The organism is Paenibacillus sp. JJ1683 (assembly GCF_053006485.1).
This window is the reverse complement of record NZ_CM129820.1, coordinates 4,902,977-4,927,462: the sequence shown is the minus strand read 5'-3', so window position 1 is coordinate 4,927,462 and position 24,486 is coordinate 4,902,977. Positions and strand designations below refer to the sequence as shown.

The window sequence follows — 24,486 nt, the reverse complement described above, 5'->3', positions numbered from 1 at the left end:
GTATGTTCAATAGATAAGCGGGGGATGCGCTTCAAGCGTTTTCCCCCGCTTATGTGCGTGTTTGTGAGCAATTTTGGATGTGATGCATACATAATCTAAAATTGAAATCATTTGTTTTTATGGTAAATATTTTATATATTGAATGAGGGAAGTGTGTAAATCATCAAGGACAAAACTAACATTTTTTCTTAAATACATTATGTTGTCGGAGGTGTAGGATGGCACGTGTGTTGGTTGTGATCACGCCTGCTGAAGGCCATGTTAACCCGTCATTAGGATTAATTAAGCAATTGGTCGATAGGGGAGAGGAAGTAGATTATGTGTGTTCAGAGGAATTTGGTACGAGAATTCAACAAACGGGAGCAAACCTGATCACCTATCCATTTAGTGTGGATGCATTTATTCACAATCCTGTATTAAAGCCGGCTGAATATAAACATCATTATCAATTCGTGAATATGATCGTTAAAGGTTTGATTGAACCGATTATTCCAAAGGTTATGAAAGCAATTGAAAATAAGGTGTATGATTATTTGATTTATGACTATTTGATGGGTTGGGGAGGCAAAATTATAGCAGAGAGGCTGGGAATACCTGCGGTATGTACGGTCTGTTCGTTTGCTTTCGTAGAGCCTCTGGGTTCTGACCAAGGCGGGGATGATCATGACATAAAAGTGAGAGCGCTTTATGATGATACGATGAAAGTAGTACATCAATTAGCTGATGAGTTTCAGGTTGCCGTCCCTGCAATTGATGAACTCGATTCACATTCCCACAGCCTAAAGGTCGTGTATACAAGCCGTTATTTTCAACCGCAAGATGAAAAGCTGGATGACAGCTATATTTTTGCAGGTCCATCTATTGTACCTCGTAAAGATGCGCCCTCTTTTCCGTTCGACCAGCTTCGTGCTTTGTATCCGCAGGTTGTTTATATATCATTGGGAACTATTCTTAATAGAGATTTGGAGTTTTACAAGCTTTGCTTTGAAGCATTTCGTGATTTGCCTGTGCAATTTGTACTCTCATCAGGCCAATATGCGGAGATGGAGTTATTGGCGGATGGTATCCCGGACAATTTTATGATCAAGCCCTATATTCCGCAACTGGAAATGCTCCAGCGTGTAGATGCATTTATCACACATGGGGGAATGAACAGTGCAAGCGAAGCCTTGTATTACAACGTGCCAATGGTTCTGGTTCCCATGACATCGGATCAGCCGCTTGTGGCCAATCGGGTCCAAGAGCTGGGAGCAGGGATTGCTGTGAATAAAAATGAGCTTACCCCTGCTATCTTAAAAGCTGCTTTGGTAGAGGTTTTAAATCAAGCCATCTATAAACAACAGGCGCATGTAATTGGCGAATCACTCCGTCAGGCTGGCGGTTATACGTATGCGGCCGATGCAATTATGAGCCGTTTCTCTACTATAAAAAAATAGGGTGCGTGTGCGGAGGCTCACGATTTTAATCAATCTGGGCTATGCGTGGCACAATCATAACAAAGCAGCACGTAATCGGACTTTAGGTTCTCGTCCAGATTACGTGCTGTTTCTTTTATTGATGGTGCTCTATAGGCTGTGATTTCTTTCTTGTAGAGCAGCCGATTGGTCAAACTCTAATTTTTTTGATATCGCCAGCAGACCAAGGCAACAGAGAATCAGGAATAAGCATATCCAATAGGAGTTTCGATAACCCATCCATTGAGCAAACAATCCGCCCATCAAGCTCCCCGCCAATCTTCCGATCGTTGTCGCATTGGAATACAGTGTCGAGGCGTATCCGGGCAGAGATGGCAACAAATCCTGCATATAGCTAATACCAATGGCTGATATCACTGCAACAAAGAAGGCTAGGAGAAGCTGTCCCGCAAATAGTTGCCACATCTCCGTAGACATAAGAACGAGGAGGTAATAGACAACGCCTGTTAAAGCCCCTAAAAATATAAGCAAACGGTTGGAGTATTTGGCTGCTAGTACGCCCAGCATGAGCATCAGGGGTATTTCTAAGATTGCGCAAATACTGGATACGAGGGCAACGTCATTCGTGTCACCTTTTAAATTGTGAATGATGAACAAGGAAATATTTAAACTATTCATCCAGTGAGACGTATAAAGCAGAGTAAGAACTACAAAAGGGATCAGGATTTTCATATTTTTATGTAATGTAATGTGATGAAGTGAAAGTTGATCCTTATTTTTAGCCTGAACAGGACGCTGCTTGATAAAAAAGAATAGAAGAACGGCAATAAGTACAAAAATAGAGGTCGTACCAACAAAAATACCTTTAAAGCCCGTATGTGCAATCAAGAAGGAACCCAAGAGCGGCCCGGTAATAAAGCCAAGAGAAAACATAGAACGAAGCGTTGAATTCGCAAAGGCATGATCCGCAGATTTACTGCGATCTACCGCTTCACGTGCACTGGCAAATAACTGCGGCATCCCAGGGGCGCCAATCGCTGTAAAGACCGTCATATAAATAAAAAGCACATAAAAGTTTTGGATTACAAGATATCCTGCAAAGGCGACAGCATTAAATAACGTACAAATCACTAAAATTTGTTTGCGATCCAATCCGGTATCGGAGCGTTTGGCAATAAGGGAGCTGATCCATATACCACAAATCAAAGTCACCGCTGTAAACACACCAAAGGTTCCCACCGATACGCCAAGTGTACTTGTAAAATATACAGCTAAAAAAGGTGCGCTTATGGAAATAGCCATACCTTGCAATAACATACAGATCATGAATAGTGGGTAGTTAGGGATAAAGAAAAGATTTTGAATACGCTTTAGCATTTCATTTTTACACCCCTTTAGATTTAGAAGCAGAACTTACATACCTATCCAACCTAAACTATATATGACTTTAGCATAATTTGTATATTTACATTGTATAAAATATTATATAATTTTTTTTACTTTGATGAGCAACTCATATGCAAGGCCATATACAGACAAAGATATAAGATCAGGAGTGGGATGTAGATGTGTATGCGACTTTTCCTGTAGGATGTGCCTTAAAGGCTGAAGCGATCTATGAACTGCTTGATCAGTTCATTCAATGTTCCAGCGGCCTTCGTAGGAAGGCGGTGATCGGCTTTTTTAATGAAAACAAGCTCACTCTTCGGTAAATGCTGATGCAATATGTTGGCATATGGATGAAAGTGTTTATCCTCTTCACCATAAACGAGCAGAACAGGAAGATTGATTTCCCCTAGCCGTGAGGTACAGTTATACTTCAAGCTGTAACGATAATATTGTTCGACATTCCTAGGGTTTCCCTGCTTCGCGTCGTTGAGTAACTTGCGGAACAAAGATAATTGTTTCGTTTGTGACCAAGCATTAGAAAGCGCAATCGTACCGACTGCGCCGATTTTGGATAGCGCAATGCCCAAAGAAATTTTGTTTCTTAGTCGCCATTCGTTAACCTCCGACATTCCACTGACAACAATCCCTCCCCATGCCCGATCCGGATAAGTCAAGAGAAATTCAAGTACTATTGAACCTCCGGTAGAATATCCACACAAAAATACTTTATCCAAGCTCAACCGATCCATCAAATATTTAATATCCTGGGCGATGAGAGGGTAAGTAACCGTTTGTTTGGAAGTCTGACTTTTACCGTGTCCTCTGATGTCAAAAGCTATAGTACGAAAATAGGGCGATAACCCTTGGATTTGGTATGTGAAATTTGAGCTTGTAAGTACCGGAGGGTGAATGAATAGGATGGCCGTTCCTTCCCCGGAATCTATATAGTGCATGAAATATTCGTGTATGTTTGTTGTGGTCATTGCTATGCTCTCTCCCTGAATGGTTTTGATCTTAAATTTGGCTTATTAGATTCAAAAAATTCATGGAGTTGTAACTTTGAATGCAGGAGTTCTCTCTTTTCCCGAAGATCCAATGTAGGAATAATTTTTTTTGTATATGAAAAAATAAGAGGATCAAGGGCACTGTTTTTCTAAGAAGGGGACACACACATGAGCATGAAAAATAAAGTTACCGTTGTACTAATGTTAAGTTTATTGTTGTTGATCTTGGGCTGTAGAGCGGACTCCAGTCAACAGCTAAAGCAACAGAGTGTGAACCCACATCACACAGCAAATCAAATGGGCAAAAAACCTGTCATTGTAATCTTGATTGATTCTTTAATGGATAAGCCTTTGCAAGAAGCGATTCAAGAGGGGCGTGCACCCGCCATGCGATTTCTCCTTCATCAAGGGCAATATTTCCCGCAGGTAGTCAGCTCATTTCCCACAATGTCTGTGACCATCGACAGCACATTATTAACGGGGACGTATGCAGACCAACATCATGTGCCTGGACTCGTTTGGTACAGTGATCAAAAGAAACGCATGATTCTCTACGGCAATGGTGCCAAAGAAGCCTTGAAAATCGACCAACTGCAAGTATTTAATGATGCTATTTACCAATTAAACCAAGTTCAATTGAACAAAAAAACGAAAACAATACATGAAGCATTAGCTGACAAAGGAAAAGAATCCGCGTCCATCAATGCTATTGTTTTTAGAGGAAGAACGGAACATTCCTTAAAGGTGCCTCGTTTTATTGCAAACAGTAACCGTGTGCCAGAACAAGTGAAAATAACAGGACCTAAATGGTTTTCATATGCAACTTTTGCTCAACTGGATCCGGGGAATAGCTGGAATACTTCTCCGTGGAAAAAACTTGGGATGAACGACGAATTTTCTGCAAAAGAAACCGCTTTTCTAATCAATCAAAAAAAACTTCCAAACCTAACCATCACATACTTTCCAGGGAATGATAATTTGGCGCATAGAAAAGGCCCGACTCAACTGGAGGGAATTGAAAAAGCCGATCAAGCACTGCAAACTGTGTTGAACGCATACGGTTCTTGGGAAGAGGCTGTACAAAATGCTACATGGATCGTCTTGGGGGACAGTGGGCAAAGTGCGGTTTATAATGATCGACAGGCAGCCACTGTTGATATAAGGCCTCTTTTGGGCCATTACCGGATTGCAAAATTAAATCAACCCGTAAGAAGTGATGACCAAATCGTGATTGCCGCTAATGAACGGATGGCCTATATCTATGCAATTGACAATAACGTAGATTTGTCTGACGTGGTGAAGCTTTTACAGCATGAGAATAAGCTCGACATTATTGCTATGAAAGACGGTAAAAATAATATCCAGGTTACAAAGGGGAGAAATGGTAGCCTGTTTTCTTATCATCCCGGTGGGAAATTTACCGATGAATATGGACAATCATGGACATTATCGGGCGAAACGAATCTTGTGGATATTACGATCAATAACAACCGGATCAAATATGGAAAATATCCAGACGTTTTGGCGAGGCTACACGGGGCAATGAATTCACATGAAGGAAGATACGTTGTTGTCACGGTCCAATCGGGATATGAACTCGTCAGCGAAAGTTCTCCTACCCACATCGGTGGGGGAGCTCATGGATCGCTGCATGAACAAGATTCCCTTGTCCCGTTAATAATTTCTGGGACGAATACACGGCCCAAAACACTGCGAATCGTGGACATAAAAGATTGGCTCCTGCAATTGGTGAATGAATAAGTATTGATCGTTCTTGATATTAAAGTTAAGATTTATTAGTATATAAGCATATTGTTATATTTAATTGGAAGGAGGTCATACATTGGATCAACTAAGTTGTATAGCCGATCATTTAAAACTATTGGGGGATAAAACCCGATTGATCATGTTATCCCTGCTAAGAGAAAGAGAATGGTGTGTTTGCGAATTTGTAGATATTTTTGATATGTCGCAGCCAGCAATCAGCCAACATCTTAGAAAATTAAAGTCGCAAGGAATTGTAAAAGAAGAACGGCGAAGTCAGTGGGTATACTATTCCTTAAACGTAGACGACAAACCGCATATTCAAGCTGTTCTTGAGAGCATGCCAGGCTCCAAGCATATTTTGAAATCGCTAAATAAAGAGGAACCGATCGCATCTTGTGGACCGGATGCCTCAGCTTGTTCATCCTAAAGCCTATTCCGTTTATCTCTTTGTGGAATAACGGTGTTTTTAATATAAGTATATGTTTATAAGGTAATGTAATGGAGGTTTAGAACATTGATTTTGTTGGCATGCATTATATTCTTAGTTACTTTAGTATTGGTGATCTGGCAGCCTAAACATCTGTCCATTGGATGGTCTGCCTGCGGCGGTGCCTTACTCGCCTTGCTGGTAGGTGTAGTGGATTTGCATGATGTTTGGGAAGTTACTCAAATTGTCTGGAATGCCACACTAGCTTTTGTCGCCATTATTCTGATTTCGTTAGTCCTTGATAAAATCGGCTTCTTCGAATGGGCAGCACTTCACATGGCACGGATAGCCCGTGGAAGCGGAACCCGGATGTTTGTCTATGTGAGCCTGCTGGGTGCCGTAGTTGCTGCCTTTTTTGCCAATGACGGTGCGGCCTTAATTTTGACACCAATTGTACTGGCGATGGTTCGGGCACTGAAATTGGATGAGAAAATGGTATTTCCTTTTATCATTGCGAGCGGATTTATTGCAGATACGACGTCGCTTCCGCTTGTAGTCAGCAACCTCGTTAATATTGTGTCAGCCGACTTTTTTGGAATCAGTTTTATGGAATATGCGAGTCGTATGATTGTACCTAATCTGTTTTCCTTATTGGCTAGTATCGTGGTACTGTATCTCTTTTTTCGCAAAAGAATTCCTAAAACGTTTGATACGACACAGTTAATCACGCCTGCAAATGCGATAAAAGATCCAAAGATGTTCCGTATGTCCTGGGTTGTTCTCACAATATTGTTGGTTGGCTACTTTGCAAGCGAATTTTTAGACATTCCCGTCTCGGTGGTGGCCGGTATCATTGCCATCTTTTTCTTGCTGATGGCTAGAAGAAGCCCTGTGGTACCCATGAAAGAAGTCATCAAGGGCGCTCCATGGGCCATCGTGTTTTTCTCTATCGGAATGTATGTGGTGGTGTATGGTGTGCGTAATGCCGGTTTGACGGATCTGCTGTCCCATGTGATTCAAGCGGCTGCTGATCAAGGTATGTTTGTGGCCACCATGGTCATGGGATTTATTGCGGCGATTATCTCGTCGGGTATGAATAACTTACCTACGGTCATGATTAATGCGCTTGCCATTGATGCCACCCATACAACTGGTATAGTCAAAGAGGCACTGATTTATGCTAACGTTATAGGGTCGGATCTCGGACCGAAGATAACCCCAATTGGTTCGTTAGCTACCTTATTGTGGTTGCATGTGCTTCGTTCGAAAAACGTGAAAATTTCATGGGGGACTTATTTTAAAACAGGCATCATCTTAACTATTCCTACACTTTTTATTACCCTACTGGGCTTATATCTGTGGTTAATCATTTCATAATGGACAATTGAAGGAGACGCTGATGATGGACAAGAAGACAATTTATTTTTTGTGCACTGGTAATTCTTGCCGCAGTCAAATGGCAGAAGGCTGGGCTAAACAATACTTGGGAGACCGTTGGAATGTATACAGTGCGGGCATTGAAGCACACGGCCTCAACCCTAAAGCGGTGCAAGCGATGAATGAAGTTGGGATGGATATTTCCGGTCAAACTTCAGATATTATTGATTCTGTTTTGCTGAATAGCGCGGACTTAGTTGTGACCTTATGCGGAGATGCTGCCGATAAATGTCCTACTACACCTCCGCACGTTCGTCGTGAACATTGGGGATTTGACGATCCGGCTAAAGCACAAGGAACAGAAGAAGAGAAATGGAGCGTATTCCAGCGTGTACGGGATGAAGTAGGGGCTCGTATTCGCAAATTTGCGGAGACCGGTGAATAAACCAGTACACGGCTTAGGAAGGGCGAACTCAGGCATACTTCCTTAAAAGGGCGGTGTTTGTTTGGCATTTTTGAAATAGAAGATCTTCATGTTAATGAAAAAGGGTTAAAGCTCGTTAGACGACACTTAACCCTTTTTATTTTACAGACGAGACTCTATCCTTTTATAGGCTCGTGCATAGGTGCTGATGGTGCCCCTTGCATAGATAACCCGCCGCCAGTTGAGCTTGCTGGAATAACGGGATGTGGCGATCCCTTTTCAGAAGCAGCGCCTGCAGTCTGATTGGTCAGCTTCTGTTTTTCCCACAGTGCTCTGGCGATCACCAGCATGGAGAGTACACCGACATATAGTAACAAAGATCCGAGTTCCGGAAGCATCTCCTGAAAAGATGCACCGCGCAGTCCCATGGTGCGGAGGAATTTGTACATCCATACGAAGGGAAAGAAATCACCGATTTGAATCGCTAAAGGTGGAAACAGTGATCTGGAAAGAACAGCCCCTGATAAAACAAAAGCAGGCATGAGTATCATCACCATTCTGCCGATGGCTATTCCCGGATGTGCAGCACCCCATGCAACCAGAACATTGATACAAACGGTACCGAATACATACAGGACAACCGGAATCATGAAGAGGATCGGATTGGCTTCGAAACGACCTCCCCCAAACATTTTAAGCATCCCGAGAGAGAAGATTAAGCCAGCCGTCGAAAACAGCGTATAAGGAAGAATACGCAGTAGGATGTTGAACGGATTTTGCAGTTCGGCAGCCAGTCTCTTGGAAACCCTTAGTCTGGCGACGATAGGTAAGCTATTGATATTGAGTATCATAAAAGAGAACATACAAGTGAATGCAAGTATCGTCGTATTCTGATAATCATTGGTTGGGTTAAACAGGGAACGCACCTCCAAGGCAATACCATTGAGAGCTCCCTGAGCCTGTTCGGCGTTCATCCCCGTTTTCAACATAGCTGGAACAGACAGTTCCATATTCTCAGAAACGCTAATTTCCTGCATAGCTGTACGAATGGAAGTAATAGATTGAACATTGGTATTATCGAGAATGAGACCCACGCGGCTAGAAAGGGAACGATTGTGATTATCCTCTAAACCATGCGGCAAGGAAATAACAGCCAAATATTGCTCATGATAAAAATACTGTTCAGGGTTGTCCGTATACGAAACAATCTCAGCTACGTTCATATATGGAGAAGCATCTATTTTCTGAATGAACTCACGGCTGTAAGCTGTGTTATCTTGATCCACCACGACCACGTTAGCGTCGTTAATTTGGCTGCTTGGGAGCAGCAGGGAGTACCCCAGCACTGCAATCAGCGGGAAGATGATAGCTATGATCGGATACTTGGAGTGAACCAGATACGTCCATTCATCACGAAGTGATTTCATTCGTATTCACCTCAACTGTCATGCCTGGTAGCAAAGCGGCTTCTCTTGTTACATATACACGTACTTGGAATGTGGCGGTGTCTGCCTCACCTTTTTCACGGGACATCTTTACATTAGCGAATTGCGGCGCAGCGGTCACATAACGTACGGTACCTTTCAAGTCCTTGTTGAGAGCAGATACTCGGGTTTTCACTTCTTGAGTGGCCTTGAATTTACCCGCTTGTTCCTCATTGACATACAGATCGTAATATAAATCGTTGGTTTCCAGGGTAATCACAGGCGCTCCTTGCGCGACATTTTCCCCGACTTTTGTACTAATCGAAGTAACCTTGCCATCCTGTGGTGCCTTTAATACCAGTCGCTCTTTTTTGAGCAACAATGTTTTAAGCTGAACTTCCTGTGTGTCTTTTTGTTGCTTTAAAAGGTCGATAGCCAACTTCTGATCTGCCAGCTGTTGACGGCTTTGCTGAATGGTTTCCAGTTGGGTTCTGGAACGATCGACGGACAATTGGGCACCACGGATTTCCTCCTCGGCTTGTTTTACCGCAACCGCTGCTTGTGTGGTCTGTTCACTGGCCTGCATACGTTCTTCAGGAGTAGCGCCATGGAGCAGCTTTTGAAGAGACTCCTTTTGCTGGCTCAACTGATTTGTCGCTAAAGTCAATGAGGATTCAGCATCATCCAACACTGCTTTGGATGCACTTCCTGCATCATAAAGTGCTTTATTACGTTTGTAGTTAGTCTGAGACGTCTGAACGTTTTTGGTGGCAGAAGCTACGGCAATTCGTTGCTGCTGAACATCTTCATCCCGAGCACCATTATTGACCTGTTGTTCCGCAGCAGTGGCTTGACGCTCAGCTGCCTGTGCCCGCAGCAGTGCCGCTTGGCTTTTGCTCTCAGTGACTTGAGCTTGCGCGATATCCAGCTGTGCTTGTTTTTCCTGAGTTGTTGCTCGTGTGTACCCTAATTGGATGGATTGTTGCTGTTGGCTGATCTGTGTATTGAACTGCGCGATTTGTGTCCGCAGCTGCTCAATTTGCAAATCCACATCTTTGGAATCCAAAGCCATAAGGACAGTTCCTTTTTTCACTTTCGTTTCTTCTGTTACCGGGATGTTTAGGACTTTGCCGCCTACTTGTTCAAAAGATACATGAATGCTATCAGCATTGAGCGTTGTGCCTTTAACGGATCGCGAAGCAGTGACTTGATCTTGTCCGTTAGTCTGAAGCAGGAACCCCCCGCCGATCAGACAGGCAATAGAAATGACAGGGATGATAAAGCTGGTGACTTGTGTGCGATTCATGGGTAATATGTCCCTTAAGTTCATAAAATGGATTCAACCTAGACTCGAATAAATATCCTGATTATGTACATTTTATTTATTCTATTATTTAATAATTTAGATGTTAGCCGGCTAACTAAAATGCAAAAATTAAAACTTACTCTGGCTTTGCTGCTTCATATATCTCTTTTGCTTGAGGGATGCCGCTTTCTATTTTTTTCAGTAATGTCAGGAGCAGTTCTTTTTCATCGTTGGATAGATGGCTCATCAGTGTGGAAGTGCATGTAAAATGTACAGGCAGCAGTCTCTCCATCATTTCTGTTCCTTGTTCGGTCAGTTTAACAATACTCATACGGCGGTCGGAAGGGTGAACGGATCTCATAATAAGCCCATCGCGTTCCAGACGGTCAAGCAGACCGGTAACGGTAGGCTTGCTAACCCCTACTTTCTCCGCAAGCTCTGTAGCCAGCAACCCTGTTTGAATGTTGCGATACAGGAGAATTAATATTGAAAATTTTCCGTGAGATATACCAAACTTCTCAAAGCCTTCAAAGCTCACTTTAAAAAGACTGGAGGATACGCGCATAAAAAATAGCATCGCTTCTGTCGCTCTTACATCAATCTCTGGGATACGCATAGAAAATTCTTGCAGCGCTTCACGAGTGGGCAAATCCCGTAAATCAAAATCCATAAGGTTCTCCTTTCTTCTTACATTGTGTTCCAGTCGACAAATTAGTTAGCCGACTAATCTTAATCGATTCAAAAATGAATTTCAAGCTAAATTTTGTTAATCGTCATGCAGATTTTTCACTATATGGAGGTTGTCCGTGCAGTAGTTTAAGCTATCCACTACATTGATATTTACAGTGAAGTGCTTGATAATAAGTGGATATCGCACGAGACAAAGATACCCAAAAGTGAGGGACCTGACATGGCGACAAAATTATATTACACCGCTCCAAATCTTACGGAGTGGGACACTCATATTACACAGAGCATGGAAAGAGACGAAGCATTTTTTGTTATGCTCAAGGAAACGGCCTTTTATCCGCATGGTGGAGGTCAGCCATGTGATACAGGAACGATTCAGGGCATCCGTGTATTAGATGTGGTTCTTGAGGATGGGGACATTTGGCATCAGGTAGAACGTTTGCCGGAGGAGGAGAAAGTGGCCTGCCAATTGGATTGGGAGCGCAGATTTGATCATATGCAGCAGCATAGCGGGCAGCATTTGCTGTCAGCGATTTGTCTGGAACTGTTAGGTGCGCGTACAGAAAGCTTTCATTTGGGACAAGAGTACGCCACAATTGATGTCAACTGTTCTGATATAACATCCGCGCAGCTATCGGCAATCGAGCAGGAAGCAAATCGGCAAATCTACAATAACCGCAGCATAAAAAGTTATTTTGTAACCCATGAGCAATTGAAGGACATTCCGCTTGTGAAAATGCCTAAAGTAACAGAAAATATTCGGATTGTTGAGATCGAAGGCATTGAATATAATGCTTGCGGCGGTACACATGTGGCTCAAACCGGGGAAATTGGAATGATTAAATGCTTGAAATGGGAAAAGCAAAAAGGGATGGCGAGAATCCATTTCAAATGTGGTGCTCGCGCACTCCAAGACTTTAATGAGAGTGCTCGGATTTTGGACGTGTTATCTACGAAGTTCAATACTGGGCGAAAGGATATTTTGACTCGATTCGAAAAGTGGGAGCAGGAGCATAAGCAGCTCAAGGCGCAAGTGGAGTTTCTACAAGAGGAAAATGCATCGTACCAAGCGAAAGAGCTGCTGTCTGCTGTACAGGGGCATGTTCTTGCTCATGTATTTGAACAAAAATCCATTCAGGAGATGCAGCAATTGGCTGCCAAGCTGACCGCTGAGCATGATTTGCTTGTTTTATTTGCCACAACAGCCGAAAACAAAATCATTCTGGCACATAATGGTACCCAATCCGTTAGCTGCGGAGCGTTTTTGAAAGAGAATCTGGGCGCGTTTCAGGGCAAGGGGGGCGGTAGCAACCAATCTGCTCAGGCAGCATTTTCGTCCCGCGAGAACCTCTTGAATTTCTTTGAAACGGCCCAGCGGCAGTTCATTCAGGGCTAATATAATGGAGGATTAGTGACGCAGCGGTAGCTTCCACTTTTCCTCTTCTGTAAATAAAATAAAAGAAAAAATAAGTGCAACAACAGCGCCCCAAACGGCTTTATCCCCAATCGTCAAAGTCAGAAATCCCCCCAGCAAGGCTCCTACCAAGAAGGCAGCCAGGATGACACCATAACGCATCGCTCGAATGGCAGCGTTCGTGTCCTTGGTCGTTACAGCGACATACACAGCCTCGATAGCTGATCGAAGGTTACCGGTGCTGACCGTGGAGGTGTACGGCACATCAATGAGCTTGCGGAAGGAAGTCATTTGCACGGAAGCGACGAATGAGACGATCACCACTACTACCGTATTGGGAACTCCTTGCGGAATCAATCCCACGATGAAAAAAATCGCGATTTCCAGTAAAAGAATTGTGCGGGTCCAGTCTGGAGTTAAACGGTGGGTTGATTTGCGTTTAATCCCTTCAGCAACAAAAACCCCCAGTGAAAAGGCGATCAGAGGCGGGATATAGGATAATGCCTGAACCCAGTGCCCCTGAATGACTTTGACAGCCAGCAGGACGATATTGCCTGTCTGTGCGTTGGCGAAAACACCGCCTCTTCCAACAAAGGTATATGTGTCCAAAAAGCCCCCTACTAATGATAGTAAGGCGCCCAGTCGTAACGATTCGGACGTTACCTGATGTAAATGGATTTTGCCTTTCATAAACACGGCATATAAGCCTCCTATACTAAACGTCGATTCTTTAAAGCTAACACGAAAATCCAGGACCATACAATTAAATTAATCACTTAAGCATGAAAATGACACAAAGAAGCCACATCAGGTCCCATACAATAGAAAGGACGTGATGCGGCTTGTTGGAGTGCTGCTTAAAGTGCCATCTGGAACTTCGAGAATATGCTTATTGCAGAGCTTGAACGAGTGCTTTACCAAACTCCTGTGCACCATCTGGGCCGTCGGCTGTAATAATATCGCTATGAGCGACGACATGCTGAGCGACATAGTCGGCTTGATGCGATTGGAGTTGGTCCTTTTGCACATCCACAGGGTAGCATGTAGCCGTTCTGCCAGAGAGCAGACCGGTTTGAGCCACAGCTACAGAGCCTGCGCAGATGCCAGCCACTAAAGTCTTTTGCTCATGAGCTTGTTTCAGCAGAGCTTGGAGATCCGCGTTATTCCACAGATGATCATTTGTTCCTGATCCGCCGATTACAGATACCACATCATACTCAGCCGGCACAGCATCTGTAAAGACAAGATCAGCCGTCGCTTTACCGTTGTAGTCACCCATGATTTCGCCTGTTTTTGTACTGGCTAATGTTACAGTAACACCTGCTTGCTCCAGCGCTTCTTTTGGTTTAAACAATTCATCCTCATTAAAGCGCTCTGGGGGTATAATAAAAAGAGCTTTTTTACTCATACTCTATTCCTCCTTGAGTGTGTAACGTTATTTACTATTGTAGGGTGGCTTCGTCGGGCTGTGAAGAATGCACTTTCAAGTACGGAGGTTACCTGCAGGTTACTATTCATGTGGAAGATCATGATGATTTCGAAGGAGTTAATTGATATATGTCTGATACGCTGAGAGAAGAAATACGGGAGAAAATTGTAAACGGAGACTACAACTGCGAAAAGGAATTAACGCTATCTGTGCTGAGCGGGAAATGGAAGGTTGTTATTTTATGGCATCTGGGTGTCGAAGGGCCGCACCGGTTCAGTGACCTGCAAAGGTTGTTTCCGAAGCTGTCGCATAAAGTGCTGACCAACCAGCTACGGGAGTTGATGGAGGACGGTATTGTACACCGGGAAGTGTATCCCGAAGTGCCTCCAAAGGTGGAGTATTCGATGACTGAGCTGGGGATGACGATTTTACCGATTGTGGAGATGATGTATGACTGGGGGAAAAAACGGGTGCAATCCATCCGTGAGGAAATGCAACGCAGCAGTGAGGGAAATGTTTAAATCTTGGATGCGATCTTAGATGGACCTTTAACACTCCGTCATATAAAAAAATAGAACGCCTTGCACGATGAGTACGAATTGTACCTAGAGCAAAGGCGTTCTTTGGCATGTTAGCAGTCTGTGTGTGGATCATGTTAGTCTAGGAAAAATAGCTGTAGCCCATATGGATCATTGCTGTTCAAGTGCTGGTAAAACCTCAATCCAGCGTGTAGCCCAAGTACCAATATGGTCAAATAAAGGAGCTAAATCGCGTCCCTTATCCGTAAGGGAGTATTCAATCCGCACAGGCTTTTCAGGATAAACCATACGTTGAATGATTCCTTCTTCCTCCAGCTCTTTCAAACGGTCCGAAAGGACTTTTCCACTTAAGTTAGGAATTGAATTCTCAATAGCGACGAAACGTTGCGGACCATTCGTTAGTTGAAATACGATCAACACCGTCCAACGCTTGCTCAGTAGCTCCATAGCCTTTTCAAACCGTGGGCACATCTGCGGAATATTCATGTGATCACCTCATGCTCCTATTATTAATGATTCACTGTTAAAAGTAAATGATTTTACTTTACATAAATTTATTACTTGACGAAATCGAATGATATAAATATACTTTGTTACATAAAGTAACTTGTTAGCTTTGATACGGAGTTTAAGATGTAAATGCTTAAAATTTGAACTTGATTTGATATGATTAATGATGTAATTAAATGAACAGATACGGACGAATCGTTGAGGTTATGGTTTGGGTGCAGGGGGAAGTCGGATGAAGCTGGAATGTGAAGTGTGCGTAGTTGGAGGGGGACCCGCAGGGACTTTGTTATCCTGTCTACTGGCGGAGCAGGGTGTTTCAACGATATTGGTTGAGCGGCAGAGCGTGCCCGGAAAGGCTTTCCGCGGTGAAATTTTAAACGATGAGGGTCAGGAAGTGATCCGCAAACATAAACTGCTCGAACAAATTCATGAGGATCATATTCTCGCCTCCACAAGAATCGAATATTGGCAGCATCAGCAGCAGGTCAAGACGGTTGAGCCAGCTTCAATCCATGGTAATGTAGGGGTGCATATTCCACAACCTCGATTTTTGGAAGCTCTGCTCAAGCAGGCGTCCACCTACGAGTCTTTCCGTTACCTGGCAGGTACAACTGTGACTGCGTTGGAGGGTGACAGCGAGCAGGGGTACAGGGGCTTGACGGCCCGCGATAAGAACGGTCATGAGATTACGATTCACAGTTCTTTGATTGTGGGGGCAGACGGACGCTATTCGACTGTGCGCAAGCTGGCGCAGATGCCTGTGACGAACATTCGCCACGGTTATGATCTGCTATGGGCCAAAATCACGGCACCTGCCGGGTGGGAGCCCGTCACTCGTCTGGCTCTGGTCAACGGAGGTCAGTTGGCTTTATTCTCGCAGGCTGAGGGCTATATTCAAATTGGCTGGAATGTGGAGGAGGGGAGCTTTTCCACCCTGTTTAAGCAATCTTTTGAACCATTTATACAGCTGTTTACGGAGGCTTTTCCAGATTTAAAGCATAGTGTGCATGATCACATTCATTCATGGAAGGACTTCGTAGCGTTGGATATTTTCAGCAGCCGCAGTGACACATGGGCACAGAGTGGACTGGTCCTGATTGGAGATGCGGCGCATACCATGACACCTACGGGAGCTTTTGGCTTAAACGCTGCTTTGAAGGATGCCGATGTGCTGGCCAGTGAGCTTCTTCGTTTACGCCAGCAGGTATATACCGCAGAAGACCTGAAGGCTTTCGAAGATGGACGACGGCAGGCTGTCACCGAGCTTCAGGAGCGTCAACTAATCTTGGAGTCCACGTTTCATGAACATTTCTTACACATAGTTAAATGATATAAAACCCCGACAACAACGATTAGCCTGAGAAATGTGAGGCATTTCATATATAGAGTTTATATAAAGGATGGTGCAGAGAGATGAATATTAAAGATGTAGCTACGCTACTTAACGATAAAATTCAAACTGTTCGTGGAGAGCAATCCTCGACAATTTTGGTAGGACCGATCAAGCTGCCAGTTAATTTAGAAGGGGAAACGGTTGTTTTTCAATGGTATTGCTGGCTACCTGTACGGGACGAGGAAGATCGCCAGAACTTACTGAATGCCAATGCTGAGACGATCGTGAAGCGATTGTCCACACTGAACTTGGCGGAGGGACAACAATCAAGTGTATTGGTGTACGGGGATCTCCAACAGTCCGAAAATGCATTAGTTCGCATGCATAGTATTTGTCATACTGGAGATATTTTTGGTAGCAAGCGTTGTGATTGCGGATTTCAACTCCACCAGTCGATGAAAATGATTGTGGAACATGGAACAGGTGCATTGTTCTATCTGGCAAATCATGAAGGTCGCGGAATCGGTTTGTTTAGTAAAGCCATGGCTTATATTCTACAAGAAGAAGGCATGGATACCGTCGAAGCCAACCATCAGTTGGGTTTTGAAGATGATACACGCAATTATGCGGATGCCATTAGTGTGCTTCAACATCTGAGACAAAAACCAGTAACTCTGATTACAAATAACCCTAAAAAGCTGGATGCCTTGAAGAAGTCGGGTATGAATGTGGCGGGACGTATGCCGCTCTGGGGCGATGTGTCACAATATAATGAACGGTACTTGAATACAAAAGTAGAACGATCCGGCCATTTGCGGGATTCCGATCTCAGGGAGGTTCTATGAACACTCACGAAAAATATATGCGCCTGGCACTGGAAAATGCCAGAAGTGCCAAAGGGCAAACAGAACCGAATCCGCTCGTCGGATCAGTCATTGTTAACAATGGCCGTATCGTTGGGATCGGCGCTCATTTGAAGCCTGGTGGGCCACATGCCGAGATTCATGCCTTGCGTATGGCGGGGGAACACGCTCAGGGAGCGACGATCTACGTAACGCTGGAGCCGTGTTCTCATCACGGCCGGACAGGCCCATGCGCGGAAGCGATTGTGAAGGCAGGCATTCGTCGGGTGGTCATTGCAGCACTGGACCCGAACCCGCTGGTTTCAGGCAGAGGGGTACAGATTTTGAAAGATGCGGGCATTGAGGTCATTGTCGGCGTATGTGAGCAGGAATCCATCCGCATGAATGAAGTGTTCAATCAATATATCGTGAGCAAGCGACCTTTTATTACAATCAAATCGGCAGTAACGCTGGACGGTAAAATTGCAACTCGAACCTCTGAAAGCAAGTGGATCACATCTGAGGCTGCACGGGAGGATGTGCATCGTCTTCGTCACGAGCATGTAGGCATCCTGGTCGGTGTACAGACCGTGATTCATGATAATCCTCAGCTTACGACTCGTCTACCAGAAGGACGGAATCCGATTCGTATCATTCTGGATAGTAAGCTTCGAATTCCATTGGATGCTCGTGTCATTACAGATGGAGAGGCGCCGACCTGGATATTCACAGGGCGGGCTTATGATGAAGGCAAGCGAAGCCAGCTGGAACAGCTCGGTATAAAGGTTTATCCGACACAGGATGAAAACAGTGAGCGGGTCAACCTTCCGCAAATGCTGGACATTCTGGGGGCGGAGGAGGTCTCGTCCGTATTCGTGGAAGGTGGGGCCGAGGTGAACGCTTCGTTCGTGCAGCAAGGCCTGGCAGACAAGCTGGTGCTGTATATGGCGCCGAAGCTGGTTGGAGGGCGCGCAGCCCCGGGCTTTCTCGGGGGAGAGGGCGTGTCTGCGATGAGCGATGCAGTGGCCTTGCAGGATTTGAGCGTAACACAGGTTGGTGTGGACTGGAAAATAGAAGGGTATTTTGAGTGGGAAAAATGAGTGAGTTGTTTTTGGGTGGAGAAGGAGGCTCCGCGAAGGGGTTGATCTTCCGATCGCTGTTGCAGTGGGATTCTTCGATTGTATAAGAGATTTAAAGGTAAGAATCCCACTGCAAAGGCGAACGCTTCCGCTTCTCCAGATTCAACCCCTCCGCTCCGCTGCTGCCCACCGCAAAGTCACTCATTTTTCGAAATGGTGTGGAGCATGGGAAGGGCAGGAGAAACTAAACACTTAAAAGCTCAAACTCATTGATTCAAAAACTTATAAATTCAAAAGAACAGAGGATCTGAAGGGCTAAGGGCCTGGAGGGTCTTTTTTTATATACTAAACGGTTAGTAGGGTGAATGGTTAATGGGGTGAATAACTCATAAGGTGAACGTCTTATGGGGTGAAATCAAAATGACATAATTACTTAATACAAAATGACATAATTTTTGGGTTTTTCGTCCTGGTTTCTTGTGTATTTTTAGAGACTTTCGCCTCGTTTAGTTAGATTTTAGAAATATAAGGATTGACCTGGAAATAGAGATCAAGCACAATGAAGTTGAATTCAGCTTGGAAGAAAAGGGAAAAGCCTTGCAGGGAAAGGGATAAGAGAATTCAAAGGAGGATGTTGGTTGTGAAAAAAATGATATTATGCTTGTTAAGTGCCAGTCTGATATGTTTAGCTGCACCGGTTTCTACTAAAGCCTTTTCGGGTGAGGTCACACAAGGCACAGGCTCCTATTCAACCACACTACCTGCCGGAGCAGCTACCCCGCAAAACGAAATTTATAAGACAGCGAATGTAACTAGCCCAATGCCTACTAACGACTGGTGGAGCAGTCTGGCCTGGGTGCCCTACTCCGAGGCTCAATATCCGCATCCACTTGCCTTGAAAAATCAGCAAAACGGTCTGCGCATCTTTAACCCAAGCGGTAAAATTACGGTCAATCCGGGGTACATCGCAGGCTGGATGGATGATGTGAATGATTTTACCATTGGTCATTCTGAAAGCGCTTCATTTCCGGATGCCAAGGTGGATGCCTTCAATGACTGGTTTGTCAAATCGTTATTTCAAAGCGGCAGCAACAAAATGAGCGCTACCTATGGACATGGCTCTCCTTATGTCTTTTTTGAGTTTGGCGGCGGCAATCCCAAGCTCTCGTTCAATGAGGTACCCAAGGTCTGGTCTGGCTCCGCTAGTTCTCCTGTGCTTGGCATTACGATCAATGGCTCACACTATGGTCTGTTTGCTCCTTCCGGCAGCACCTGGTCTGGTCTTGGGACGAGTACTCTGATCAATCAATTGAACGGGAAAAACTATTTTACAGTGGCGGCTTTGCCTGACAATACAACGGCGACCTTGGACAAATTTCAGCAATATGCCTATTCTTTTGTTACAGACTCCAAAGCACAGTACAGCTACAACGAAGCCTCTTCCGAGGTAACAACCACCTTTACCGTTACAACAACCGCAAAACAAGGTACACAAGCGGGTACTATTTTTGCCTTATATCCACATCAGTGGAAAAACTCATCACAATCTCTACTGGGCTATACGTACAATTCTGTACGTGGTCTGATGAAAACAGCGGAAGGGGCTTCTTTTCAAACGAAGATGAAGTTTACAGGCGTGCTCCCTTCTTTGCCCGATTTGGGGTCTTATGATAAAAATAAGCTGAATAGTTATATAGACGAAGCGAAAGCGGAAGTCTATTCTGGCGATGGTGACACGTACTGGACTGGAAAACGTTTGGGCAAGCTGGCAGCCTTGGCGCCAATTGCTGACCAGGTGGGCAATACCGCAGCAGCGAGCCAGTTCCGCAATGAGATTAAAAGTCGGCTACAGGACTGGTTTAAGGCCAGCGACAGCTCAGGAAACCTGAAAAGCTCGAACCTATTTGTGTACAATAGCAATTGGGGGACATTAATCGGTTATCCCGACAGCTTTGGCAGCGCGGTAGAATTAAATGACCATCATTTCCATTATGGATACTTTATTAAGGCTGCGGCCGAAATTGCACGGGTGGACAAGAGCTGGGCATCCAATTCACAATGGGGGCAGATGGTGCAGCTGCTCATTCGCGACATTGCCAATACAGACAGGTCTGATTCTAAATTTCCGTATTTACGTAATTTTGATCCCTATGCCGGCCACACCTGGGCTTCCGGTCATGCCAAATTTGGCGACGGCAACAACAATGAATCCTCCTCGGAAGCGATGAATGCTTGGGCCGGTCTGATTTTATGGGGCGAGGCGACGGGAAATACCCAAACTCGTGATCTGGGCATCTATCTATATACAACGGAAGTGAATGCGATTAACGAATACTGGTTTGATGTACAAGGTACAAACACCCCTTCAGGGATGCAAAGTGCGACGGCAAGTATGATCTGGGGTGGTAAAACGGTGGGGAATGCTACATGGTGGACCAATAACCCCGCAGAGGTGCATGGCATCAACTGGCTGCCGATTACTTCTGCTTCCTTGTATCTGACACAATATCCGGAATATGCGGCTAAAAATTTTAGCAATCTGCTGCAAAAAAGCGGTGGGAATTTCAGTCCGTGGGAAGATATCGTGTATATGTACAGAGCGATTTCGGACCCGTCCGATGCCAAGGCCAAATTCAGTGCACGCGTAGCGGCGATGACACCGGAAGCTGGGAATTCCAAGGCGAATGCCTACCACTGGATTTATAACTTGGATGCTGTTGGCAACATCGACCGTAGCGTCACTGCCAATTCACCTATTTATGCCGTATTTCATAAGAACGGTGTAAAAACCTATGTGGCCTACAACTTTACCAACCAAGAGAAAATAGTAACCTTTTCAGATGGACATAGTATTACCGTGCAGCCGAACAGCTTTAATATCGGAAATGGAAACGGCGGCGGCAATCCACAACCTGATATAGAGGCCCCAACCAGCCCGGCCAATCTGCGAGCTACGGCCAAAACGGCTTCGGCGGTTACGCTGGAGTGGGAGGCAGCTACAGATAATGTTGGCGTAACGGGGTATATCGTGTATAAGGACGGGACTCAGGCGGCTGAGATAAACGGCACTTCCGCTTCAATTACAGGACTGAATGCAGCGACCGCTTATAGCTTTACCGTCAAGGCTCGTGATGCAGCCGGTAACCTGTCTGCGGCAAGTCGTGCTGTATCGGTAACTACGGAGGCAGCATCTGGCGGCAATGAGGGTGGCGGAGAAACGGAAGATTACACCGTACGGGCCCGCTTTGTCAGCGATCGTGAAGCACTGATTCAATTTACCCCCAAAACAGCCTCAGTCTATGTTGACGTGCATTATACTTTAGCAGGTGGGCAACAGCTCAACTACCGGATGACCAACAACGCCGGTGTTTGGGAGCAGCGGGTTAAAGACCTCACCATCGGAAAGGCTGTCAGCTATTGGTTCACCTATGAAAAGGCGGGATTGCAATATGAGACGCCTTCATTCAGCTATACCCACCAGACGGCCTCTACAACGACAGGGGTTTCCGAAATTTCCGCGACCGAGGCGTTGGACACGTTCCAGCCCGGGCTTGCTCCTGAATAAATTCGAAATTATGGATATGATAATTATAGAGGAGATAAAGGTATGACAGAATTTTGGGAATCCAGTTTTATAGAAAATCAAATGATGTGGGGCTTTGAACCTTCAGACTCAGCAATTCTGACCAAGGACTTTTTCATTGAAAAGAACGTTAAGAATATATTGATACCTGGTATTGGATATGGTAGAAATGCCAAGGTTTTTATGGACAACGGAATACATGTTACAGGTATTGAGATTTCAAAAACAGCGATTGATTTGGCAAGACAAAAAGGGCTCAATATCAGTATTTTTCATGGCTCCGTAATGGATATGCCTTTTGATAACAAGCTTTATGACGGCATATTTTGTTATGCGCTTATTCACTTATTGAATAAAAGTGAGAGAGAGAAATTTATTAAGGATTGCTATCATCAGCTAAAGCCAAATGGATATATGGTTTTTACGACTATTTCAAAGGAAGCTCCGATGTTTGGAAAGGGAAAGCAGCTAGGTAAAGACTATTTCGAGATCATGGAAGGGGTAAACATGTTTTTTTATGATGCTGACTCGGTAGAACAAGAATTCGGAAAATATGGATTAACAGAAATTTCGGAAATTGTTGAGCCACATAAAAATATGGAAAGCAAACCTCCATTCAAATTTATCATGGTCAAATGTCACAAAGAGCTGTAAGGTGAATGGTGAGAGAACGACACGAGGGAAGCACATATGCTTCCTCCGTGTCTTTTTTTGTTTTTTATGGGGTCGTAATACTTTCGCCATGTTCGTGAGTGCAAGGGTGCGCAATAATGATAAAGGCTGATACAGGGAGATATTACCGAGGCGAGGATTTCCAAAGGTCCCGCAGTGCCTGCCCTAATCGGATCAGGTATCCTGTAAATCTGATGTATCCACCAACAATTAGGGTTCGATTCCCAATCGCCTTCCAAGCGACTTTTGGTAGAGTATTCGAATGGACGAATAAAACAATGAAAAGACCCCGATAAGAGCATCCCATGTCTGGTCTTGATGACAGATGCCGGAGCGATGGCTATGCGGTCAGCGGATACCGGAGAGAGCAAGCGCCGACAGGACCCGAGGCTACAGGAATACGGATTCACAGTCGATGTTGGGCTGGTGAATTCCATCCCCGAAACACGGGAACAGGCGGCTCCTTTCTTTTTCCTTAAGCTTGGCCCCGCCCTCCACACGGAGGGATGCTCTGCAAGGGTCACTAACCCACTACAACAGATAAAAATAAAAAATCCTCATTTTAAAAATGTGTTTTAACTCAACGTGCGAATAAGTGGAGCGGTCCATTTGAACTTGAAGAAGAACGTGGAGCCGCCATACATACGAAGAAGCCTATTTTTAAGTTGAGGATTTTAAATACTAGGAGTGATACGATGTTTAAGAAGATAACGATTAAAGCCGATGAGCGCGGACTGTTGTTCAAAAAAGGAAGCTACCACAAGTTGTTGCTCCCAGGTACCTACCTATTGAAGACATTTCAGCAGGAAGCTGTTGAAATTTTGAATGTAGCCGAATCATTTTTTGTACCAGATCATGATATTCGTTTGTTTTTGACAGATCCTCTATTGCTGGAGCAATTGACTGTCATCGATGTAGAGGATCATGAATATGTGCTGCATTATGAGGATAATCGGTTTGTAGAGCTGCTGACAGCCGGGAAATATGCATTTTGGAACATGCTCAAGGAGCATCGTTTTGTTCGTGCAGATACCCGGCAGCCTGCCATTGATAAGGCTTTGGGGCAAGCATTCTTGTCCAAGACACCGGGCTTCTGGAAAGCCCTTCAGGTGGCCAGTCATGAATTGGGCTTTTTGTATTACGATAATGTGCTGCAAGGTGAACTGAAACCAGGCAAATATTATTTCTGGTTGTCCACGGTGAATACAGAGATCAAAACATTAGATATGCGACAGCAGCAGATGGACCTGATGGGGCAGGAAATCATGACTGAAGACAAAATCACGCTGCGTCTTAACTTCGTCTGTCAGTACCGGATCATTGAGCCGCTACGGGCGTTGGAATTCAGAGCATACGAGGAACAAATATACATTATGCTTCAACTGCTGCTGCGTGAATACGTGGGCACAATGAAGCTGGATGATTTGCTGAAAATGAAGCAGGAGATCGCGGAATATGTCTTGACACGACTGAATGAGCAGAGCGGTGAATATGGGGTTACTTTTACATCCGCAGGGGTGAAGGATATTATTTTGCCGGGGGATATCAAGGATATTCTGAATACGGTGCTATTGGCAGAGAAGAAGGCACAAGCCAACCTCATCACACGACGTGAAGAGACGGCATCCACTCGTAGTTTGCTCAATACGGCCAAGCTGATGGACGAAAACTCCACCCTCTATCGTCTCAAAGAGCTGGAATTCATGGAAAAAATCTGTGAGAAGATTGGTACGATATCGCTGACTGGCGGAAATACGCTGCTGGAGCAGCTAAACACGTTGGTTCATATGAAAGAGGGGCAGGGACTCCAATAACGGAAAATACTCCCGAACGATGAGTGCAAGCTGGCTCAAGGTTCGGGA

General features: G+C 44.7%; 21 protein-coding genes. 13 read left to right on the top strand and 8 right to left on the bottom strand.

The window, feature by feature from the left end; all coding sequences use genetic code 11:
• Window positions 1-218 precede the first annotated feature (218 nt).
• Window positions 219-1,436 (top strand): macrolide family glycosyltransferase, encoded by a 1,218-nt coding sequence (locus tag ACUC6J_RS21315; RefSeq protein ID WP_447249393.1) that lies wholly within the window; start codon window positions 219-221, stop codon window positions 1,434-1,436.
• 129 nt (window positions 1,437-1,565) lie between these two features.
• Here the strand turns inward: ACUC6J_RS21315 and ACUC6J_RS21310 are convergent, their stop codons facing one another.
• A complete protein-coding gene (locus ACUC6J_RS21310) occupies window positions 1,566-2,792 on the bottom strand; it encodes a sugar efflux transporter (RefSeq protein ID WP_031462276.1) in 1,227 nt (408 codons plus the stop codon).
• A gap of 221 nt (window positions 2,793-3,013) precedes the next feature.
• Window positions 3,014-3,787: an alpha/beta fold hydrolase gene (locus tag ACUC6J_RS21305; protein WP_447249392.1), complete on the bottom strand. Its 774-nt coding sequence runs from the start codon at window positions 3,785-3,787 to the stop codon at window positions 3,014-3,016.
• A gap of 189 nt (window positions 3,788-3,976) precedes the next feature.
• Here ACUC6J_RS21305 and ACUC6J_RS21300 point away from each other — a divergent pair, with 189 nt between their 5' ends.
• From ACUC6J_RS21300 to arsC, 4 genes are all read left to right on the top strand, one after another.
• Window positions 3,977-5,569, top strand: coding sequence for an alkaline phosphatase family protein (locus tag ACUC6J_RS21300; protein ID WP_447249391.1), 1,593 nt, complete (start codon window positions 3,977-3,979; stop codon window positions 5,567-5,569).
• A gap of 82 nt (window positions 5,570-5,651) precedes the next feature.
• Window positions 5,652-6,002, top strand: a complete 351-nt coding sequence (locus ACUC6J_RS21295) for an ArsR/SmtB family transcription factor (protein ID WP_031462274.1) — start codon at window positions 5,652-5,654, stop codon at window positions 6,000-6,002.
• A gap of 87 nt (window positions 6,003-6,089) precedes the next feature.
• Complete coding sequence (locus tag ACUC6J_RS21290; protein WP_044786306.1) at window positions 6,090-7,379, top strand: arsenical efflux pump membrane protein ArsB; 1,290 nt, start codon at window positions 6,090-6,092, stop codon at window positions 7,377-7,379.
• 25 nt (window positions 7,380-7,404) lie between these two features.
• Window positions 7,405-7,824 (top strand): arsenate reductase (thioredoxin), encoded by a 420-nt coding sequence (arsC, locus tag ACUC6J_RS21285; RefSeq protein ID WP_447249390.1) that lies wholly within the window; start codon window positions 7,405-7,407, stop codon window positions 7,822-7,824.
• 155 nt (window positions 7,825-7,979) lie between these two features.
• On the opposite strand, the gene ACUC6J_RS21280 is transcribed toward arsC, so the two are convergent.
• The 3 genes from ACUC6J_RS21280 to ACUC6J_RS21270 form a co-directional block, all read right to left on the bottom strand.
• Window positions 7,980-9,230, bottom strand: a complete 1,251-nt coding sequence (locus ACUC6J_RS21280; RefSeq protein WP_447249389.1) for an ABC transporter permease — start codon at window positions 9,228-9,230, stop codon at window positions 7,980-7,982.
• Window positions 9,214-10,533: an HlyD family secretion protein gene (locus ACUC6J_RS21275; protein ID WP_447249388.1), complete on the bottom strand. Its 1,320-nt coding sequence runs from the start codon at window positions 10,531-10,533 to the stop codon at window positions 9,214-9,216. The genes ACUC6J_RS21280 and ACUC6J_RS21275 overlap by 17 nt, the downstream gene beginning before the upstream one ends.
• A gap of 136 nt (window positions 10,534-10,669) precedes the next feature.
• Window positions 10,670-11,203, bottom strand: coding sequence for a MarR family winged helix-turn-helix transcriptional regulator (locus tag ACUC6J_RS21270; protein ID WP_019688671.1), 534 nt, complete (start codon window positions 11,201-11,203; stop codon window positions 10,670-10,672).
• A gap of 240 nt (window positions 11,204-11,443) precedes the next feature.
• On the opposite strand from ACUC6J_RS21270, the gene ACUC6J_RS21265 reads away from it, so the two are divergent.
• Window positions 11,444-12,619 carry an alanyl-tRNA editing protein gene (locus tag ACUC6J_RS21265; protein ID WP_447249387.1) on the top strand — a complete coding sequence of 392 codons (1,176 nt, stop codon included), beginning with the start codon at window positions 11,444-11,446 and terminating at the stop codon, window positions 12,617-12,619.
• A gap of 12 nt (window positions 12,620-12,631) precedes the next feature.
• Here ACUC6J_RS21265 and ACUC6J_RS21260 read toward each other — a convergent pair whose 3' ends face one another.
• Complete coding sequence (locus ACUC6J_RS21260) at window positions 12,632-13,333, bottom strand: YoaK family protein (RefSeq protein WP_025365887.1); 702 nt, start codon at window positions 13,331-13,333, stop codon at window positions 12,632-12,634.
• A 193-nt stretch (window positions 13,334-13,526) separates the two neighbouring features.
• Window positions 13,527-14,045, bottom strand: coding sequence for a DJ-1/PfpI family protein (locus ACUC6J_RS21255; RefSeq protein ID WP_017425587.1), 519 nt, complete (start codon window positions 14,043-14,045; stop codon window positions 13,527-13,529).
• Between the two features lie 149 nt (window positions 14,046-14,194).
• On the opposite strand from ACUC6J_RS21255, the gene ACUC6J_RS21250 reads away from it, so the two are divergent.
• Window positions 14,195-14,587, top strand: coding sequence for a winged helix-turn-helix transcriptional regulator (locus ACUC6J_RS21250; RefSeq protein ID WP_016820397.1), 393 nt, complete (start codon window positions 14,195-14,197; stop codon window positions 14,585-14,587).
• A gap of 168 nt (window positions 14,588-14,755) precedes the next feature.
• Here the strand turns inward: ACUC6J_RS21250 and ACUC6J_RS21245 are convergent, their stop codons facing one another.
• Complete coding sequence (locus tag ACUC6J_RS21245; RefSeq protein ID WP_013312049.1) at window positions 14,756-15,091, bottom strand: winged helix-turn-helix transcriptional regulator; 336 nt, start codon at window positions 15,089-15,091, stop codon at window positions 14,756-14,758.
• Window positions 15,092-15,347: 256 nt separating this feature from the next.
• Between ACUC6J_RS21245 and ACUC6J_RS21240 the strand changes: the two genes are divergently transcribed.
• From ACUC6J_RS21240 to ACUC6J_RS21215, 6 genes are all read left to right on the top strand, one after another.
• Entirely contained in the window at window positions 15,348-16,445 is a 1,098-nt protein-coding gene (locus ACUC6J_RS21240; protein ID WP_447249386.1) for an FAD-dependent monooxygenase, read from the top strand.
• 83 nt (window positions 16,446-16,528) lie between these two features.
• Window positions 16,529-17,293, top strand: coding sequence for a GTP cyclohydrolase II (locus ACUC6J_RS21235; protein WP_016820395.1), 765 nt, complete (start codon window positions 16,529-16,531; stop codon window positions 17,291-17,293).
• On the top strand, window positions 17,290-18,390 hold the full coding sequence (ribD, locus tag ACUC6J_RS21230; protein WP_447249385.1) for a bifunctional diaminohydroxyphosphoribosylaminopyrimidine deaminase/5-amino-6-(5-phosphoribosylamino)uracil reductase RibD: 1,101 nt from the start codon (window positions 17,290-17,292) through the stop codon (window positions 18,388-18,390). Before ACUC6J_RS21235 ends, ribD begins: the two co-directional genes overlap by 4 nt.
• Before the next feature lie 619 nt (window positions 18,391-19,009).
• Window positions 19,010-21,934: a glycosyl hydrolase gene (locus ACUC6J_RS21225; protein ID WP_250251319.1), complete on the top strand. Its 2,925-nt coding sequence runs from the start codon at window positions 19,010-19,012 to the stop codon at window positions 21,932-21,934.
• Between the two features lie 42 nt (window positions 21,935-21,976).
• Window positions 21,977-22,606 (top strand): class I SAM-dependent methyltransferase, encoded by a 630-nt coding sequence (locus ACUC6J_RS21220; RefSeq protein WP_016820392.1) that lies wholly within the window; start codon window positions 21,977-21,979, stop codon window positions 22,604-22,606.
• Between the two features lie 713 nt (window positions 22,607-23,319).
• Window positions 23,320-24,438 (top strand): slipin family protein, encoded by a 1,119-nt coding sequence (locus ACUC6J_RS21215; RefSeq protein WP_016820390.1) that lies wholly within the window; start codon window positions 23,320-23,322, stop codon window positions 24,436-24,438.
• Window positions 24,439-24,486: the final 48 nt, after the last annotated feature.